Source organism: Streptomyces sp. NPDC047853, assembly GCF_043204535.1.
In the GTDB taxonomy this organism is placed as follows: Bacteria; Actinomycetota; Actinomycetes; order Streptomycetales; family Streptomycetaceae; genus Streptomyces.
On record NZ_JBIDCI010000016.1, the window covers coordinates 150,637 to 169,020 of the forward strand.

An 18,384-nucleotide genomic window follows, 5' to 3' on the forward strand; every position below is an offset into this window, starting at 1 on the left:
GCCCCGGACCGGGCTCACCAGCCGGCCGACGGTCCCGTCAGCTCGCGGACGGCGGGCCGGGCCGCGTCCAGCACCGTCATGAACCACGCGGAGAAGGTGTCCTTCCCGTGCCGCTCGATCAGCTCGGCCGGAGACACCAGGGCCGTCTCGGCCACCTCCTCCGGGTCGGGTCGCGGCGGCGCCTGCACCAGACCCACGAAGAGGTGGTTGTACTCCTGCTCCACCAGCCCCGAGGCCGGGTCCGGGTGGTTGTAGCGCACCGTGCCGGCCTCGGCCAGCAGCGACGGGGAGACCCCCAGCTCCTCGTACGTCCGCCGGGCCGCCGCCGCGAAGGGCGCCTCACCGGGATAGGGATGACCGCAGCAGGTGTTGGACCACACACCGGGGGAGTGGTACTTGCCGAGCGCCCGCTGCTGGAGCAGCAGCCGCCCCCGCTCGTCGAACAGGAACACGGAGAACGCGCGGTGCAGCCGTCCGGGCGGCTGGTGCGCGGAGAGCTTCTCCGCGGTGCCGATCGTCACGCCGTCCTCGTCGACCAGTTCCAGCAAAATCGCGTCCGCGGTGCCGTTCGACGCGTTGTGCGTCGCGGTGGCAGGAGTGATCGGCATACCCATCCTTCACATCGGTCCTCGCGCCCCAAGTGTGCCGTACGAATCCGGCACTCTCGGCACTTCCCGGCACTCCGCATGTCCCGCTGCGGCGCGGGCCGCGGTCGTGACCGGTCGGACGCCGAGGCGGGCCCGAAGGTTGATCGTTCCCGACCGCCGGGGCCGGGAACCGCGCGGGGGCGTCATCGGTCCGAGTGCCCGGGAGACAGGAAGCGATCGACCGGCGGACGGCCGCGCCGCCCGGCGCGTTCCCTCACGCGCGCGCCCCCTCCGGCAGCTTGCCGGGGGACGCGGCTCAGTGACACAACCGTGCCTCGTGCTCCGCGTGGCCGCCGGGCTCCAGCTGGAAGGTGCAGTGCTCCACGTCGAAGTGGTCGCCGAGGCAGCCCTGCAGCTCGTGGAGCATCTTCTCGTGGCCGATCGCGCTCAGTGCCTCGCCGTTCACCACCACGTGCGCCGAGAGCACCGGCAGGCCCGAGGTGATCGTCCAGGCGTGCAGGTCGTGGACGTCCTCCACCCCGTCCAGCGCCAGTATGTGGGCGCGCACCTCGGCGATGTCCACGCCCTTGGGTGCGGCCTCCAGCAGCACGTCCAGGGTCTCGCGGAGCAGGCGCCAGGTCCGCGGCACGATCATCACGCCGATGACCAGCGAGGCGATCGGGTCCGCCGCCTGCCAGCCGGTGGCCAGGATCACCAGCGCCGAGACGATCACGGTCACCGAGCCCAGCGCGTCGGCCGCCACCTCCAGGAAGGCGCCCCGCACGTTCAGGCTCTCCTTCTGACCCCGCATCAGCAGGGTCAGCGAGACCGTGTTGGCGACCAGGCCGATCACGCCGAACACGACGGTCAGCCCGCCCTCGGTGTCGGCGGGTGTGATGAAGCGCTCGATCGCCTCGAACAGCACGTAGCCGCCGACGCCGAGCAGCAGCACGCAGTTGGCCAGGGCCGCGAGGATCTCCGCCCGGGCGAAGCCGAACGTGCGCCGGTCGCTCGGCGGGCGGCTCGCGAAGTGGACGGCGAGCAGCGCCATGCCGAGCCCCAGGGCGTCGGTCGCCATGTGCGCGGCGTCGGCGACCAGGGCGAGGGAGTCCGCGAGCATGCCGCCGACGATCTGGACCACCATGACGAAGAGCGTGATCCCCAGCGCTACCCGGAGCCTGCCCCGGTACGCGGCGGTCGCCGTGCCCCCGGCGCGCGCCCCGTGCGCATGCCCGTGATCGTGCCCAGCCCCCATGAGAAGCCGCCTCCCGTGTCCTCGCCACCGGTGTCCGGCTCACAGTGAACTACGGGCGGGGGGTATCGGGCAACGCGGCACTGAACACCGTTGTCATCTGCTCTGACCTGCGGAAACGTTGTGCAGGTCAGAGCCTTCGAGGCGCGGGTGAGGGTCGTCCGAGCCGCGGTCGAGCACCGCCGCCCATCCGGCGCGATGACCCTCCGTACCCGCCCTCGGACGCTTCGCGATGTCCGCGATGCCCGGTCTGGGAGCGCGGTTTGTGGGGCGGGGCCCGCATCCACGATGATGATCGCGGCAAAGACGGGTGCACGGGGTGCCGACCGACCGTGAAACGGGCGGTGAACACGGCGTTCGGGGCATCCGATAACCTCTGCCGACATGCCGCCCGGGTGCCGCAGGCGCGGGCGTCCCACCATGCACAGGACCGGCGCCCCGGGCGTCGGCACCAGGGAGTGAGTTCGGTTGCCGACCGCCATCCTCACCGGTCAGCCGGTCCCCGGTTCGTCGATCGAGAGCGAGCTGCGGTCCCTGGGCTTCGAGGTGCGTGCCGCCTCCGGTGCGGCCGACGCCGAGCTGCTGCTCGCCCAGGTGTCCGCCGGAGAGCGGGTCGCCCTGGTCGACGCCCGCTTCGTCGGCCACCTGCACTCCCTGCGCCTGGGCCTCACCGACCCCCGCTTCCCGCTCGCCGCGGTCCCGGGCGCCGTGACCGCGCGGCCGGAGGCCCGCCAGGTCCTCACCCGCGCGATGGCCCGCGAGAACCTCGCCGTCGGCGGCCCCGCTCCCACGCACGTGAGGGCGGGCGAAGGGATCCCGGAGAGCCTCCCCGACCGGATCACCGCCGCCCTCGACGCCGACGGCGCCGACGTGCACCGGCCCGAGCTGGGCAGCCTCGTCGCGGCCGTCCCCGCGGACCCGCAGGCCCGCAACGAGGCACGGCAGTCCGTGGCCGCCGTCGACGACGAGGCCGTACGTCTGAAGTCGGCCGTGAAGGCCCGCGACGGCTTCGTCACCACCTTCTTCATCAGCCCCTACTCCCGCTACCTCGCCCGCTGGTGCGCGCGCCGCGGACTGACCCCCAACCAGGTCACCACCGCCTCGCTGATCACCGCGCTGATAGCGGCGGGCTGCGCGGCCACCGGCACCCGCGGCGGGTTCGTCGCCGCCGGCGTCCTGCTCATCGCCTCCTTCGTCCTCGACTGCACCGACGGACAGCTCGCCCGCTACTCCCTGCAGTACTCCACGCTCGGCGCCTGGCTGGACGCCACCTTCGACCGGGCCAAGGAGTACGCCTACTACGCGGGCCTCGCCCTGGGCGCAGCCCGCGGCGGCGACGACGTGTGGGCCCTGGCCCTCGGCGCGATGGTCCTCCAGACCTGCCGGCACGTCGTCGACTTCTCCTTCAACGAGGCCAATCACGACGCCGCGGCCAACACCAGCCCCACCGCCGCCCTCTCCGACAAGCTGGACAGCGTCGGCTGGACGGTCTGGGTGCGCCGCATGATCGTCCTGCCCATCGGTGAACGCTGGGCCATGATCGCCGTGCTGACCGCGGTCACCACCCCGCGCATCACCTTCTACGCGCTGCTGGTCGGCTGCGCCTTCGCCGCCACGTACACCACCGCCGGCCGGGTTTTGCGCTCGCTGACCCGGAAGGCGACGCGCACCGACCGGGCCGCGAAGGCGCTGGCCGACCTCGCCGACTCCGGCCCGCTCGCCGAGGCCGTCGCCGCGGGGCTGCGCAGGCCCGCCCGCCGGCTGCCGGGCTTCACCGCCCCCGCCGTCGCCGTCCTCGGCGGCCTCGCCGTCGTCGTCACGGCGGCGGTCACCGGTTTCGGCGGCCCCTGGCCGGCCGTCGCGGCCGTCGCCTACGTCCTGACCTCCGGTCTCGCCGTCGCCCGCCCCCTCACGGGCGCCCTCGACTGGCTGGTCCCCCCGTTCCTGCGCGCCGCCGAGTACGGCACCGTGCTGGTACTGGCGGCGAAAGCGGACGTGAACGGGGCCCTTCCGGCGGCTTTCGGCCTGGTTGCGGCAGTCGCCTACCATCACTACGACACGGTCTACCGCATCCGCGGTGGCGCGGGCGCGCCGCCGCAGTGGCTGGTGCGGACGATCGGGGGGCACGAGGGCCGCACGCTGGTGATCACCGTGCTGGCCGTGCTCCTCACCGCCACACAGTTCAAGGTCGCGCTCACGGTCCTCGCCGTGGCCGTGGCACTCGTGGTGCTCGTCGAGAGCATCCGCTTCTGGGTCGCCGCCCACCGGGGCGGCGCACCCGCCGTACACGACGAAGGAGAACCCGCATGATCGGCCTCGTGCTGGCGGCCGGCGCCGGCCGGCGTCTGCGCCCCTACACCGACACCCTGCCCAAGGCACTGGTGCCGGTCGGCCCCGAGGGGGCGGAGGAGAGCATCACGGTGCTGGACCTGACCCTCGCGAACTTCGCCGAGGTCGGCCTGACCGAGGTCGGAATCATCGTCGGCTACCGCAAGGAGGCCGTGTACGACCGCAAGGAGGCGCTGGAGCAGAAGTACGGCGTCAAGCTCACCCTGATCGACAACGACAAGGCCGAGGAGTGGAACAACGCCTACTCCCTGTGGTGCGGCCGTGACGCCCTCAAGGACGGCGTGATCCTCGCCAACGGCGACACCGTGCACCCGGTCTCCGTCGAGAAGACGCTGCTCGCCGCCCGCGGCGACGGCAAGAAGATCATCCTCGCCCTCGACACGGTGAAGAGCCTCGCCGAGGAGGAGATGAAGGTCGTCGTCGACCCCGACAAGGGCGTCCAGCGCATCACCAAGCTGATGGACCCCTCCGAGGCGACCGGCGAGTACATCGGCGTCACCCTCATCGAGGGCGAGGCCGCCGCGGAGCTGGCCGACGCCCTGAAGACGACCTTCGAGCGCGACCCGCAGCTGTACTACGAGGACGGCTACCAGGAGCTGGTCAACCGCGGCTTCAAGGTCGACGTGGCGCCGATCGGCGAGGTCAAGTGGGTCGAGATCGACAACCACGACGACCTCGCCAAGGGCAGGGAGATCGCGTGCCAGTACTGACGAGGCTCATCCCGTCGCCGGTCGTCGTGGACATCCGCGCGGGTGCCCTCGACGACCTGGGGTGCGTGCTCGCCGACGAGCGCATCTCCCACTCGGGCAAGCTCGCCGTCGCCGTCAGCGGCGGCTCGGGCGCCCGGCTGCGCGAGCGCGTCGCCCCGTCGCTTCCCGGCGCCGACTGGTTCGAGGTCGGCGGCGGCACCCTGGACGACGCGATCAAGCTGGCCGGCGCCATGAAGGCCGGTCACTACGACGCGGTCGTCGGCCTCGGCGGCGGCAAGATCATCGACTGCGCCAAGTTCGCGGCCGCCCGCATCGGCCTCCCGCTGGTCGCCGTGCCGACCAACCTCGCGCACGACGGCCTGTGCTCGCCGGTCGCCACCCTGGACAACGACGCGGGCCGCGGCTCCTACGGCGTCCCGAACCCGATCGCCGTCGTGATCGACCTGGACGTCATCCGCGAGGCCCCGGTGCGGTTCGTGCGCGCCGGTATCGGCGACGCCGTCTCCAACATCTCCGCGATCGCGGACTGGGAGCTGGCCAACCGGGTCAAGGGCGAGCGGATCGACGGCCTGGCCGCCGCGATGGCCCGCCAGGCCGGCGAGGCCGTCCTGCGCCACCCGGGCGGCGTCGGCGACAACGACTTCCTCCAGGTGCTCGCCGAGGGCCTGGTCCTGACCGGCATCGCCATGTCGGTCTCCGGTGACTCGCGGCCCGCCTCGGGCGCCTGCCACGAGATCAACCACGCCTTCGACCTGCTCTTCCCCCAGCGCGCGGCCGCCCACGGCGAGCAGTGCGGCCTGGGCGCGGCCTTCGCGATGTACCTGCGCGGGGCCCACGAGGAGTCCGCCCAGATGGCCGAGGTGCTGCGCCGGCACGGGCTTCCGGTGCTGCCGGAGGAGATCGGGTTCACCCCGGAGGAGTTCTTCCGGGCCGTGGAGTACGCCCCGCAGACCCGGCCCGGCCGCTACACGATCCTCGAGCACCTCGACCTGAACACCGACCAGATCAAGGACCTGTACGCCGACTATGTCAAGGCCATCGGTAGCTGAACTACGTCCGGTCGTCCACCCCGCCGGGGTCAAGGACCGGCGCAGCGGTGAGCACTGGGCGGGACGCCTCTACATGCGCGAGGTCTCGCTGCGGATCGACCGCTACCTGGTGAACACCAGGGTCACGCCCAACCAGCTCACGTACCTGATGACCGTCTGCGGCGTGCTCGCGGCCCCGGCGCTGCTGGTGCCGGGGATCACGGGCGCCGTACTCGGCGTCGTGGCGGTCCAGCTGTACCTGCTGCTGGACTGCGTCGACGGCGAGGTCGCCCGCTGGAAGAAGCAGTACTCGCTCGGCGGGGTCTACCTGGACCGGGTCGGTGCCTACCTGACGGACGCCGCGGTCCTGGTCGGCCTCGGCCTGCGCGCCGCCGACATCTGGGGCACCGGACGCATCGACTGGCTGTGGGCCTTCCTGGGCACCCTGGCCGCTCTCGGCGCCATCCTGATCAAGGCCGAGACCGACCTCGTCGGCGTCGCCCGGCACCAGACCGGGAAGGAGCCGGTCCAGGAGTCCGCGTCCGAGCCGCGCTCCTCCGGCATGGCGCTGGCCCGCCGGGCCGCCGGGGCGCTCAAGTTCCACCGGCTGATCCTCGGCATCGAGGCGTCGCTGCTGATCCTCGTCCTCGCCATCGTCGACGAGAGCCGCGGCGACCTCTTCTTCACCCGCCTCGGCACCGCCGTGCTCGCCGGCATCGCGCTGCTGCAGACCCTCCTGCACCTGGTGTCCATCCTCGCCTCCAGCAGGCTGAAGTGAGCGGGGCCATGAAGGTCGGCGCCGTCGTCATCACGATGGGCAACCGCCCCGCGGAGCTGCGCGCCCTGCTCGACTCGGTCGCCGGGCAGGACGGCGACCCGGTCGAGGTGGTCGTCGTCGGCAACGGCTCGCCCGTCCCGGAGGTGCCCGAGGGCGTGCGCACCGTCGAGCTGCCCGAGAACCTGGGCATCCCCGGCGGCCGCAACGTCGGCATCGAGGCCTTCGGGCCGGGCGGCAGCGACGTCGACATCCTGCTCTTCCTGGACGACGACGGCCTGCTCGCCCGCACCGACACCGCCGAGCTGTGCCGCGAGGCCTTCGCGGCCGACGACCGGCTCGGCATCATCAGCTTCCGCATCGCCGACCCGGACACCGGCGAGACGCAGCGCCGGCACGTCCCGCGGCTGCGCGCCTCCGACCCGATGCGCTCCTCCCGGGTCACCACCTTCCTCGGCGGCGCCAACGCCGTACGCACCCGCGTCCTCACCCAGGTCGGCGGTCTGCCGGACGCGTTCTTCTACGCCCACGAGGAGACCGACCTGGCGTGGCGGGCCCTCGACGCCGGCTGGATGATCGACTACCGGTCGGACATGGTGCTGAACCACCCCACGACCGCGCCGTCGCGGCACGCGGTCTACCACCGCATGGTCGCCCGCAACCGCGTCTGGCTCGCCCGCCGAAACCTTCCCGCGCTCCTGGTCCCGGTCTACCTCGGCGTGTGGATGCTGCTCACCCTGCTGCGCCGCCCCTCGCGACCGGCCCTGAAGGCCTGGTTCGGCGGCTTCCGCGAGGGCTGGGCCACCCCCTGCGGCCCCCGCCGGCCCATGAGGTGGCGTACGGTGTGGCGGCTGACCCGGCTGGGCCGGCCTCCCGTGATCTGACAAGCTCGTGTCCGGAAGCGTCCCGGCTCGCCCGGGGCCAACAGGTCCATGCCAGGCCCGCGCGGCCGAGCACTCCGAAGACGAAAGTTTCCCCCAGTGAGTGAGACAACGCACGACGGCACGGTCGCCATGACCAAGCCCGTGTCGCCCGACGAGGGCCTCACACCGGCCCGGCTCGCCGCCAAGTACGGACTGTCGGTGAGCGGGGCCCGGCCGTCCCTCGCCGAGTACGTCCGTCAGCTCTGGAGCCGGCGGCACTTCATCCTCGCCTTCTCCCAGGCGAAGCTGACCGCGCAGTACAGCCAGGCCAAGCTCGGCCAGCTGTGGCAGGTGGCCACGCCCCTGCTGAACGCGTTCGTCTACTTCACGATCTTCGGTCTGATCCTGAACGCCGGCAAGGGCATGCCGAAGGACGTGTACATCCCGTTCCTGGTGACGGGTGTGTTCGTCTTCACCTTCACCCAGTCCTCGGCGATGGCGGGCGTGCGCGCGATCTCCGGCAACCTCGGCCTGGTGCGGGCGCTGCACTTCCCGCGCGCCTCGCTCCCGATCTCCTTCGCCCTCCAGCAGCTCCAGCAGCTCCTGGCGTCGATGATCGTCCTGTTCGCGGTGGTGATCGGCTTCGGCAGCTACCCCACCCTGTCCTGGCTGCTGGTCGTCCCGGCGCTGCTCCTGCAGTTCCTCTTCAACATGGGCCTGGCGCTGATCGTGGCCCGGATGGGCGCCAAGACGCCGGACCTGGCCCAGCTGATGCCGTTCATCATGCGGACGTGGATGTACGCGTCGGGCGTCATGTTCTCCATCCCGATCATGCTGGAGGACAAGCCGGCCTGGCTGGCGGACGTCCTCCAGTGGAACCCGGCCGCCGTCTACATGGACCTGATCCGCTTCGCGCTGATCGACGGGTACGGCTCGGAGAACCTGCCGCCGCACGTCTGGGCGGTCGCGCTCGGCTGGGCCGGGGTCCTGGCCGTGGGCGGTTTCGTGTACTTCTGGAAGGCGGAGGAGAGGTACGGCCGTGGCTGAGCAGCAGCAGGGCGAGCGGGTGCCGACGGTCATCGCGGACGAACTGCACATCGTCTACCGGGTCAACGGCGCCAGGACCGGCAAGGGCAGCGCGACCGCGGCTCTCAGCCGCATCATCAAGCGGGGCGAGGACCGGGGCGTGCGCAAGGTGCACGCCGTGCGGGGCGTGTCCTTCACCGCCTACCGGGGCGAGGCCATCGGCCTGATCGGTTCCAACGGGTCGGGCAAGTCGACCCTGCTGCGGGCCATCGCAGGCCTGCTCCCCGCGGAGCGCGGCAAGGTCTACACGGACGGCCAGCCCTCGCTCCTCGGTGTGAACGCGGCCCTGATGAACGACCTCACCGGCGAGCGCAACGTCATCCTCGGCGGTCTGGCCATGGGCATGTCCCGCGAGCAGATCAAGGAGCGCTACCAGGACATCGTCGACTTCTCCGGGATCAACGAGAAGGGCGACTTCATCACCCTGCCGATGCGCACCTACTCCTCGGGCATGGCGGCCCGGCTGCGGTTCTCCATCGCCGCCGCCAAGGACCACGACGTCCTGATGATCGACGAGGCCCTCGCCACCGGCGACCGCAAGTTCCAGGCGCGCTCCGAGGAGCGCATCCGGGAGCTGAAGAAGGAAGCCGGCACCGTCTTCCTGGTCAGCCACAACAACAAGTCCATCCGGGACACCTGCAACCGCGTCCTGTGGCTGGAACGCGGCGAGCTGCGGATGGACGGCCCGACCGACGAGGTGCTCAAGGAGTACGAGAAGTTCACGGGCAAGTAGGACGACACGCCGGGGGCCCCGCCGGAACTGTTCCGGCGGGGCCCGCGTCTGCAAAGAAAGCGTCAACTCCCGCTGCGCTCCGGAATGTTGAGGACGGCCGAAGTGTTCCCGTGGTGCTCGGAGGACCCCTGCGGACCGCGCTGAGTCGTACAACGTAAGCTGGACCGGTCCCGAAAAACGCGGCACATGGGGCGATAATGCCCGACACCCTTGAGCGGGCCCGCCGCGCGGGCGGTCGGGCGGCGTGTCCGAAATAGTGTGTATTGGGTCGGCAGTGTAGAACGGGAGATGTGACGGCAATGGCGACGGAAACTCCCCACCTCCGCGACGCGTGCGCCGTCCCCGCCCGGGGCTGCCCGCGATGACGGCCGCCCACACGGCCCGCGCCGTCGACCCGGAGCACGCCACCCTCGCCAAGGCGGCGAACGAGAACTTCCCCGTGGCCCCCTTCTTCCTCCCCCGGGACTGGCGCACCGACCTCATGGCCGTCTACGGCTTCGCCCGTCTGGTCGACGACATCGGCGACGGCGACCTGGCCCCCGGCGGCGCCGACGCCCGCCTCCTCGGCGTCCCCGGCGACCGCGCCGACGACCGGCTGCTGATGCTGGACGCCTTCGAGGCCGACCTGCGCAGGGTCTTCGACGGCACCCCCCGCCACCCGCTGCTGCGCCGCCTGCAGCCCACCGTGCGCCGCCGCTCGCTGACCCCCGCGCCCTTCCTCGGCCTGATCGCCGCCAACCGCCAGGACCAGGTGGTGAGGAGGTACGAGACCTACGACGACCTGCTCGCCTACTGCGAGCTGTCCGCCAACCCGGTCGGTCACCTCGTTCTCGCCGTCACCGGCACCTCGACGCCGGAGCGGATCCGCCGGTCCGACGCGGTCTGCACCGCCCTGCAGATCGTCGAGCACCTCCAGGACGTCGCCGAGGACCTGGCCCGTGACCGTGTCTACCTGCCCGCCGAGGACATGAAACGCTTCCACGTCCAGGAGACGGACCTCGCCGCGCCCACCGCCGGCGCCTCGGTGCGCGCCCTGATCGCCTACGAGACCGGCCGCGCCCGCGACCTGCTGAGCGAGGGCGCCCCCCTGGTGGGCAGCGTCCGCGGCAGGCTCCGCCTGCTGCTCGCGGGGTTCCTGGCGGGGGGCAGGGCGGCCGTCCGGGCGATCGAGGCCGCCGATCACGACGTACTTCCCGGCCCGCCCAAGCCCGGCAAGCTCCAGTTGCTGCGCGAGGTGGGCGTGACCCTGCGAGGAGAGGGGTGATCGGGACCGTGGAGTCGTCAGCGCACACGTCGGCACCGGTACTCGCCGCCTACAGCTACTGCGAGGCCGTCACCGGACAGCAGGCCCGCAACTTCGCCTACGGCATCCGGCTCCTGCCGACGCCCGAGCGCCGCGCCATGTCGGCGCTGTACGCGTTCTCCCGCCGCGTCGACGACATCGGCGACGGCGACCTGGCGGGCGACGTCAAGGTCGCCCGTCTGGAGGAGACGCGGGCGGTGCTCGCCCGGATCCAGCAGGGTGCGGTCGACGAGGACGACACCGACCCGGTCGCCGTCGCCCTCGCCCACGCCGCGCGGGTCTTCCCGATCCCCCTCGGCGGACTCGACGAGCTGATCGACGGGGTCCAGATGGACCTGCGGGGCGAGACCTACGAGACCTGGGACGACCTGAAGGTCTACTGCCGCTGCGTGGCAGGCGCCATCGGCCGCCTCTCGCTCGGCGTCTTCGGTACCGAACGGGGGGCGCGCGGCGCCGAACGCGCGCCCGAGTACGCCGACACGCTCGGCCTCGCGCTCCAGCTCACCAACATCCTGCGGGACGTCCGCGAGGACGCCGAGGGCGGGCGGACCTACCTGCCCGCCGACGACCTCGCCAAGTTCGGCTGCTCCGCCGGGTTCAGCGGACCGACGCCGCCCGCGGGCTCCGACTTCGCGGGCCTGGTCCACTTCGAGGTGCGGCGGGCCCGTGCCCTGTTCGCCGAGGGCTACCGGCTGCTGCCCATGCTCGACCGCCGCAGCGGTGCCTGCGTGGCCGCCATGGCCGGCATCTACCGCCGCCTCCTGGACCGCATCGAGCGGGACCCGGAGGCCGTCCTGCGTGGCCGGGTCTCGCTCCCCGGACGCGAGAAGGCGTACGTCGCCGTGCGCGGTCTGTCCGGGCTGGACGCCCGGCACGTCACCCGACGGGCCGTCCGGAGGCGCGCCTGATGGACGCACCCGGCACACTCGACACTCCGGACCGGAGCGACGCGTCCGGCGGGGAGCGGCGGGCAACCCTCCGGTGGCGGTCGGCGTCCCTGACTGAGACGGTCGGCCGTACGCCGTTCAAACACCGCGGCGACCGGACAGGGAAGGGCGCACCATGACGCACGGCAACGGCACGCGGGACGGCGGACAGCTCGCGGACGTCTCCGCCCTGCGCCCCGGCGGACACGCCGTCGTGGTCGGAGGCGGACTCGCCGGGGTCACCGCCGCCCTCACGCTCGCCGATGCCGGGGTGCGCGTCACCCTGCTCGAAGGCCGGCCCCGACTGGGCGGGCTCGCCTTCTCCTTCCAGCGCGGCGACCTCACCGTCGACAACGGCCAGCACGTCTACCTGCGCTGCTGCACCGCCTACCGCTGGTTCCTCGACCGCATCGGAGGAACGGCGCTCGCTCCGGTGCAAGAACGTCTCGACGTGCCGGTCGTCGACCTCGCCCGGCCCGCGGGGCGGCGGCTCGGCAGACTGCGGCGCGACGCGCTGCCCGTACCCCTGCACCTGGGGCGGAGCCTCGCCACGTACCCGCACCTCTCGCTCGCCGAGCGGGCCGGGGTCGGACGGGCCGCGCTCGCGCTCAAGGGGCTGGACCTCGCCGATCCGGCGCTGGACGACCAGGACTTCGGCAGCTGGCTGGCCGCGCACGGCCAGTCGGCGCGCGCCGTCGAGGCGCTGTGGGACCTCGTCGGCGTCGCCACCCTCAACGCGGTCGCCGGCGACGCCTCGCTGGGTCTCGCCGCGATGGTGTTCAAGACCGGTCTGCTCTCCGACCCGGGCGCGGCCGACATCGGGTGGGCCCGGGTCCCGCTGGGCGACCTGCACGACGGGCTGGCCCGCGCGGCGCTGGACGCCGCGGGCGTCCGGACCGAGGTCCGCACCCGGGTCACCGCCGTCCGTGCCGAGGAGGGCGGCGGCTGGAGCGTCGAGGTGCCGGGCGAGACCCTGGAGGCGGACGCGGTCGTCCTCGCCGTACCGCAGCGCGAGGCGCACGACCTGCTGCCCGCGGGCGCCCTCGACGCCCCCGGGAACCTGCTGGAGATCGGCACGGCGCCGATCCTCAACGTCCACGTCGTCTACGACCGCAAGGTGCTCGCCGCGCCGTTCCTCACCGCTCTCGGCACCCCCGTGCAGTGGGTGTTCGACCGTACCGAGGCCTCCGGGCTGAAGGAGGGTCAGTACCTGGCCCTGTCGCAGTCGACCGCGCAGCACGAGATCGACGCGCCCGTGGCCACGTTGCGTGAGCGGTACCTGCCCGAGCTGGAGCGGCTGCTGCCCCGCGCCCGGGGCGCCGAGGTGAGGGACTTCTTCGTGACCAGGGAGCGCACCGCGACCTTCGCTCCCGCCCCCGGCGTCGGCCGGCTCCGGCCCGGCGCCCGCACCAAGGCACCCGGCCTGTACCTGGCCGGAGCGTGGACCGCCACCGGGTGGCCCGCGACCATGGAGAGTGCGGTTCGCAGCGGTGTCGGGGCGGCGGGCGCCGCGCTCGGCGCCCTGGGCCGGTCCCGCGGCCTGCTTCCCGATTTCTTCGAGGAGGCGGCATGAGAACCGATCCGCGTGGGACCGACTCCCGCACTCCCGGTACCGCAACTGGAGGAAAGACTGTGCCCACTGTGCCCCCGGCCCCGAAGGCTGCCGAGGCGGTGGACGTGACCGCGCTCCTGGAGCGTGGCCGGACCCTGACCACGCCGGTCCTGCGGGCGGCCGTAGACCGTCTGGCACCTCCCATGGACACCGTCGCCGCCTACCACTTCGGCTGGATCGACGCCCAGGGCAGGCCCGCGGACGGCGACGGCGGCAAGGCCGTCCGCCCCGCGCTCGCGGTGCTCTCGGCCGAGGTGACCGGTGCCGCACCCGAGGTCGGCGTCCCCGGCGCGGTGGCCGTGGAACTGGTGCACAACTTCTCCCTCCTGCACGACGACCTGATGGACGGCGACGAGCAGCGCCGCCACCGCGACACCGTCTGGAAGGTGCACGGCCCCGCCCAGGCCATCCTGGTCGGCGACGCCCTGTTCGCGCTCGCCAACGAGGTGCTGCTGGAGCTGGGCACCGTCGAGGCCGGCCGCGCCACCCGCCGCCTCACCAAGGCCTCCCGCGCCCTGATCGACGGTCAGGCCCAGGACATCTCCTACGAGCACCGCGACCGGGTCAGCGTCGAGGAGTGCCTGGAGATGGAGGGCAACAAGACCGGCGCCCTGCTCGCCTCCGCCAGCTCCATCGGCGCGGTGCTCGGCGGCGCCGACGAGTTCACCGCCGACACGCTGGAGAAGTACGGCTACCACCTGGGCCTCGCCTTCCAGGCCGTCGACGACCTGCTCGGCATCTGGGGCGACCCGGAGGCCACCGGCAAGCAGACCTGGAGCGACCTGCGCCAGCGCAAGAAGTCCCTCCCGGTCGTGGCCGCGCTCGCGGCCGGCGGCCCCGCGTCCGAGCGGCTCGGCGATATCCTCGCCGCCGACGCCAAGACCAGCGACTTCGCGAACTTCTCCGAGGAGGAGTTCGCGGCCCGCGCCGCCCTCATCGAGGAAGCGGGCGGCCGGGAGTGGACCGCCGACGAGGCGCGCCGCCAGCACACCATCGCCATCGAGGCCCTCGACGCCGTGGACATGCCCGAGCGGGTGCGGGACCGTTTCACGGCACTCGCGGACTTCGTCGTCGTACGAAAGAGATGATCACTATCGGTCGAATAGCCCTCGCGTAGTCGCCGGCCGGTGTCGCGGGAACGACCAGCACCGGCCGACGGCGGACCCACAGCAGAAGCACCGCTTGCACACTGCACGAAGGGGAAGCCATGACAGCGACGACCGACGGAAGCACCGGGGCCACCCTGAAGCCCCTCGCAGCCGCGGCCAGCGAAACCGACGACATCACGATCCCCGCCGAGGCGCCCGGGACGGCGGCGGCCGCCGCACACGCCACCCGGCGCGCCACGGACTTCCTGCTCTCCCTCCAGGACGCGGAGGGCTGGTGGAAGGGCGACCTCGAGACGAACGTCACGATGGACGCCGAGGATCTCCTCCTGCGCCAGTTCCTGGGCATCCTGGACGAGGAGACCGCCCGCGCCGCCGCCCTGTTCGTCCGCGGCGAGCAGCGCGAGGACGGCACCTGGGCCACCTTCCACGGCGGCCCCGGCGACCTCTCCGCCACCGTCGAGGCCTATGTCGCCCTGCGCCTGGCGGGTGACGCCCCCGACGCGCCGCACATGGCGCGGGCCGCCGAGTGGGTCCGCTCCCGGGGCGGCATCGCCGCCTCCCGCGTCTTCACCCGGATCTGGCTGGCGCTCTTCGGGTGGTGGAAGTGGGACGACCTGCCCGAGCTGCCGCCCGAGATCATCTACCTCCCCACCTGGGTGCCGCTCAACATCTACGACTTCGGCTGCTGGGCCCGGCAGACGATCGTGCCGCTCACCATCGTCTCCGCCAAGCGGCCGGTACGCCCCGCCCCCTTCGCGCTGGACGAGCTGCACACCGACCCGCACCTGCCCAACCCGCCGCGTCCCCTGGCACCGGCGGCGAGCTGGGACGGCGCCTTCCAACGCATCGACAGGGCCCTGCACGCCTACCGCAGGTTCGCCCCGCGCCGACTGCGCCGAGCCGCGATGAACACCGCCGCCCGCTGGATCATCGAGCGGCAGGAGAACGACGGCTGCTGGGGCGGCATCCAGCCGCCGGCGGTGTACTCGGTCATCGCCCTGTACCTGCTCGGCTACGACCTCGAACACCCCGTGATGCGCGCGGGGCTGGAGTCGCTGGACCGCTTCGCCGTGTGGCGCGAGGACGGCGCCCGGATGATCGAGGCCTGCCAGTCCCCGGTGTGGGACACCTGCCTGGCCGTCATCGCGCTGGCCGACGCCGGGGTGCCGGCCGACCACCCGCAACTGGTCAAGGCCGCCGACTGGATGCTCGGCGAGCAGATCGTGCGCCCGGGCGACTGGTCGGTGAAGCGTCCCGGACTGCCGCCCGGTGGCTGGGCGTTCGAGTTCCACAACGACAACTACCCCGACATCGACGACACCGCCGAGGTCGTCCTCGCCCTGCGCCGGGTCAGGCACCACGACCCGGAGCGGGTCGAGAAGGCCATCGGCCGCGGGGTCCGCTGGAACCTCGGCATGCAGTCGAAGAACGGCGCCTGGGGCGCGTTCGACGTCGACAACACCAGCGCCTTCCCCAACCGGTTGCCCTTCTGCGACTTCGGCGAGGTCATCGACCCGCCGTCCGCGGACGTCACCGCACACGTGGTCGAGATGCTCGCGGTCGAGGGCCTCACCCACGACCCGCGCACCCGGCGGGGCATCCGGTGGCTGCTGGCCGAACAGGAGGCGGACGGCTCGTGGTTCGGCCGCTGGGGCGTCAACTACGTCTACGGCACCGGCTCCGTCGTCCCCGCCCTGACCGCCGCCGGATTCCCGGTCTCGCACCCCGCGATCCGCCGCGCGGTGACCTGGCTGGAGTCCGTCCAGAACGAGGACGGCGGCTGGGGCGAGGACCTGCGCTCCTACCGGTACGTCCGCGAGTGGAGCGGCCGGGGTGCCTCCACGGCCTCCCAGACCGCCTGGGCGCTGATGGCGCTGCTGGCCGCGGGGGAACGGGAGTCGAACGCCGTGGAACGCGGTATCGCCTGGCTGGCCGCCACCCAGCGCGAGGACGGTTCCTGGGACGAGCCGTACTTCACCGGCACCGGCTTCCCCTGGGACTTCTCCATCAACTACCACCTCTACCGGCAGGTCTTCCCGCTCACCGCCCTCGGCCGGTACGTGCACGGGGACCCCTTCGCCGACCAGCACGGTGGTGCGGTGAACGTCGCCGCACCCGCCGAGCGGCCCGCCGCCGGGACGTCCGCGGCCGGGGTGAAGGGCAGCTGATGAACGCGCAGACCGGCCCGTCCCCGCTGCTGATCGCCTGCGCGCTCGGCATCGAGCACCTCGCCCTGCGCACCGGCGACCGGGGCGGCGCCGACGGGCCGGTCACCGTCCTGCGCACCGGCATGGGACCGAGGGCGGCCGAGCGCTCGGTCACCCGGGTCCTGGCCGAGGACAGGGCGCTCGGCGGTGCCGCCGTGCTGGCCACGGGCTTCTGCGCGGGACTCGCTCCCGGCATGCACCCCGGCGACCTGGTCGTCGCCGAGGAGACCCGGGACCCGCGCTCCACCGTGGCGTGCGTCGGCACCGACCGGCTGGTCAAGGAGCTCAGGCGGGCCTTGCCCCGGCGCACCGTCCACACCGGTCCGCTCACCGGCTCGGACCACGTCGTCCGCGGTCCCGAGCGCGCCGACCTGCTCGCGACCGGCGCGATCGCCGTCGACATGGAATCCGCGGCCACGCTCCTGAGCGCCGTCCGGGCGGGCCCGCGTCCGGTTGCGGCCGTCCGGGTGGTCGTGGACGCTCCAGAACACGAGCTGGTCCGGATCGGCACGGTGCGCGGTGGAATATCAGCTTTCCGTGTTCTCCGATCCGTTCTTCCCGCATTCTTCGAATGGCACCGTTCTTTGCTGCTCCCCCGGAGGTGAGCCCAGATGGCCATGCCGCTGCGTCAGTCCGTCAAGGTCGCTACATACCTGGCCGAACAGAAGATCCGCCGGCGGGACAAGTTCCCGCTCATCGTGGAGCTGGAGCCGCTCTTCGCCTGCAACCTGAAGTGCGAGGGATGCGGCAAGATCCAGCACCCGGCGGGGGTGCTCAAGCAGCGCATGCCGGTCGCGCAGGCCGTCGGAGCGGTGCTCGAATCGGGTGCGCCGATGGTCTCCATCGCCGGTGGCGAGCCCCTGATGCACCCTCAGATCGACGAGATCGTCCGGCAGTTGGTGGCCAAGCGGAAGTACGTCTTCCTCTGCACCAACGCCCTGCTCATGCGTAAGAAGATGGACAGGTTCACCCCCTCGCCCTACTTCGCCTTCGCCGTGCACATCGACGGGCTGCGCGAGCGGCACGACGAGTCCGTGGCCAAGGAGGGCGTGTTCGACGAGGCGGTGGAGGCCATCAAGGAGGCCAAGCGGCGCGGCTTCCGGGTGACCACCAACTCCACCTTCTTCAACACCGACACCCCGCAGACCATCGTCGAGGTCCTCAACTACCTCAACGACGACCTCAAGGTCGACGAGATGATGATCTCGCCCGCCTACGCCTACGAGAAGGCACCCGACCAGGAGCACTTCCTGGGGGTGGAGCAGACCCGCGAGCTGTTCAAGAAGGCCTTCGCCGGCGGCAACCGCGCCCGCTGGCGACTGAACCACTCCCCGCTGTTCCTCGACTTCCTCGAGGGCAAGGTGGACTTCCCGTGCACCGCGTGGGCGATCCCGAACTACTCGCTGTTCGGCTGGCAGCGCCCCTGCTACCTGATGAGCGACGGCTACGTCCCGACCTACCGGGAGCTGGTCGAGGAGACCGACTGGGACAAGTACGGCCGCGGCAAGGACCCGCGCTGCGCCAACTGCATGGCGCACTGCGGCTACGAGCCCACCGCCGTCCTGGCCACGATGGGTTCGCTCAAGGAGTCCCTGCGCGCGATGCGCGAGACCGTCTCCTCGAACCGGGAGTGACGGCGTGACCGCCATCTCCCTGGGCGTCCCCGAGGTGCCGGTCCGGCCGCTCGCCGAGCGACGCGTGTCGCGGCGGATCCAGGTCGGGCCGGTGGCGGTCGGGGGCGGGGCCCCGGTGTCGGTCCAGTCCATGACCACGACCCGTACGTCGGACATCGGTGCGACGTTGCAGCAGATCGCGGAGCTGACGGCGTCGGGCTGTCAGATCGT

Annotated in this window: 18 protein-coding genes; 16 read left to right on the top strand and 2 right to left on the bottom strand. The window is 72.2% G+C overall.

Features of this window, described 5'->3' with window-relative positions:
• Positions 1-14: 14 nt before the first annotated feature.
• Together idi and ACGF5T_RS27230 are read right to left on the bottom strand one after the other, a co-directional pair.
• Positions 15-608: an isopentenyl-diphosphate Delta-isomerase gene (idi, locus tag ACGF5T_RS27225; protein ID WP_356612717.1), complete on the bottom strand. Its 594-nt coding sequence runs from the start codon at positions 606-608 to the stop codon at positions 15-17.
• A gap of 295 nt (positions 609-903) precedes the next feature.
• Positions 904-1,842, bottom strand: a complete 939-nt coding sequence (locus ACGF5T_RS27230; protein ID WP_356612719.1) for a cation diffusion facilitator family transporter — start codon at positions 1,840-1,842, stop codon at positions 904-906.
• Between the two features lie 465 nt (positions 1,843-2,307).
• Here ACGF5T_RS27230 and ACGF5T_RS27235 point away from each other — a divergent pair, with 465 nt between their 5' ends.
• The 16 genes from ACGF5T_RS27235 to ACGF5T_RS27310 form a co-directional block, all read left to right on the top strand.
• The gene (locus ACGF5T_RS27235; protein WP_366767481.1) at positions 2,308-4,149 is read left to right on the top strand and encodes a DUF5941 domain-containing protein; all 1,842 of its coding nucleotides are present in this window, start codon (positions 2,308-2,310) and stop codon (positions 4,147-4,149) included.
• Positions 4,146-4,898, top strand: coding sequence for a phosphocholine cytidylyltransferase family protein (locus ACGF5T_RS27240; protein WP_356612722.1), 753 nt, complete (start codon positions 4,146-4,148; stop codon positions 4,896-4,898). The genes ACGF5T_RS27235 and ACGF5T_RS27240 overlap by 4 nt, the downstream gene beginning before the upstream one ends.
• Entirely contained in the window at positions 4,886-5,947 is a 1,062-nt protein-coding gene (locus tag ACGF5T_RS27245) for an iron-containing alcohol dehydrogenase family protein (protein ID WP_356612723.1), read from the top strand. Before ACGF5T_RS27240 ends, ACGF5T_RS27245 begins: the two co-directional genes overlap by 13 nt.
• Positions 5,925-6,704, top strand: coding sequence for a CDP-alcohol phosphatidyltransferase family protein (locus ACGF5T_RS27250; RefSeq protein WP_356612724.1), 780 nt, complete (start codon positions 5,925-5,927; stop codon positions 6,702-6,704). Before ACGF5T_RS27245 ends, ACGF5T_RS27250 begins: the two co-directional genes overlap by 23 nt.
• Before the next feature lie 8 nt (positions 6,705-6,712).
• On the top strand, positions 6,713-7,585 hold the full coding sequence (locus ACGF5T_RS27255; protein ID WP_356612726.1) for a glycosyltransferase: 873 nt from the start codon (positions 6,713-6,715) through the stop codon (positions 7,583-7,585).
• A gap of 96 nt (positions 7,586-7,681) precedes the next feature.
• Positions 7,682-8,611 carry an ABC transporter permease gene (locus ACGF5T_RS27260; RefSeq protein ID WP_356612727.1) on the top strand — a complete coding sequence of 310 codons (930 nt, stop codon included), beginning with the start codon at positions 7,682-7,684 and terminating at the stop codon, positions 8,609-8,611.
• Positions 8,604-9,383 carry an ABC transporter ATP-binding protein gene (locus ACGF5T_RS27265; protein WP_356612728.1) on the top strand — a complete coding sequence of 260 codons (780 nt, stop codon included), beginning with the start codon at positions 8,604-8,606 and terminating at the stop codon, positions 9,381-9,383. Before ACGF5T_RS27260 ends, ACGF5T_RS27265 begins: the two co-directional genes overlap by 8 nt.
• 361 nt (positions 9,384-9,744) lie before the next feature.
• The gene (gene hpnC / locus ACGF5T_RS27270) at positions 9,745-10,647 is read left to right on the top strand and encodes a squalene synthase HpnC (RefSeq protein WP_366767482.1); all 903 of its coding nucleotides are present in this window, start codon (positions 9,745-9,747) and stop codon (positions 10,645-10,647) included.
• A complete protein-coding gene (gene hpnD, locus ACGF5T_RS27275) occupies positions 10,644-11,594 on the top strand; it encodes a presqualene diphosphate synthase HpnD (RefSeq protein WP_356612732.1) in 951 nt (316 codons plus the stop codon). The genes hpnC and hpnD overlap by 4 nt, the downstream gene beginning before the upstream one ends.
• Positions 11,594-11,752: a DUF6380 family protein gene (locus ACGF5T_RS27280; protein WP_356612734.1), complete on the top strand. Its 159-nt coding sequence runs from the start codon at positions 11,594-11,596 to the stop codon at positions 11,750-11,752. The genes hpnD and ACGF5T_RS27280 overlap by 1 nt, the downstream gene beginning before the upstream one ends.
• Positions 11,749-13,185 carry a hydroxysqualene dehydroxylase HpnE gene (gene hpnE, locus ACGF5T_RS27285; RefSeq protein WP_356612736.1) on the top strand — a complete coding sequence of 479 codons (1,437 nt, stop codon included), beginning with the start codon at positions 11,749-11,751 and terminating at the stop codon, positions 13,183-13,185. Before ACGF5T_RS27280 ends, hpnE begins: the two co-directional genes overlap by 4 nt.
• 68 nt (positions 13,186-13,253) lie before the next feature.
• A complete protein-coding gene (locus tag ACGF5T_RS27290; protein WP_366767489.1) occupies positions 13,254-14,312 on the top strand; it encodes a polyprenyl synthetase family protein in 1,059 nt (352 codons plus the stop codon).
• Positions 14,313-14,431: 119 nt separating this feature from the next.
• Positions 14,432-16,501, top strand: a complete 2,070-nt coding sequence (gene shc / locus ACGF5T_RS27295) for a squalene--hopene cyclase (protein WP_356612737.1) — start codon at positions 14,432-14,434, stop codon at positions 16,499-16,501.
• The gene (locus tag ACGF5T_RS27300; RefSeq protein ID WP_356612738.1) at positions 16,501-17,145 is read left to right on the top strand and encodes a 1-hydroxy-2-methyl-2-butenyl 4-diphosphate reductase; all 645 of its coding nucleotides are present in this window, start codon (positions 16,501-16,503) and stop codon (positions 17,143-17,145) included. The genes shc and ACGF5T_RS27300 overlap by 1 nt, the downstream gene beginning before the upstream one ends.
• A 6-nt stretch (positions 17,146-17,151) precedes the next feature.
• Positions 17,152-18,174, top strand: coding sequence for an adenosyl-hopene transferase HpnH (hpnH, locus tag ACGF5T_RS27305; RefSeq protein WP_366767483.1), 1,023 nt, complete (start codon positions 17,152-17,154; stop codon positions 18,172-18,174).
• A gap of 4 nt (positions 18,175-18,178) precedes the next feature.
• Positions 18,179-18,384 (top strand): flavodoxin-dependent (E)-4-hydroxy-3-methylbut-2-enyl-diphosphate synthase (locus ACGF5T_RS27310; protein ID WP_356612742.1); only part of this gene is annotated, 206 nt, incomplete at its 3' end.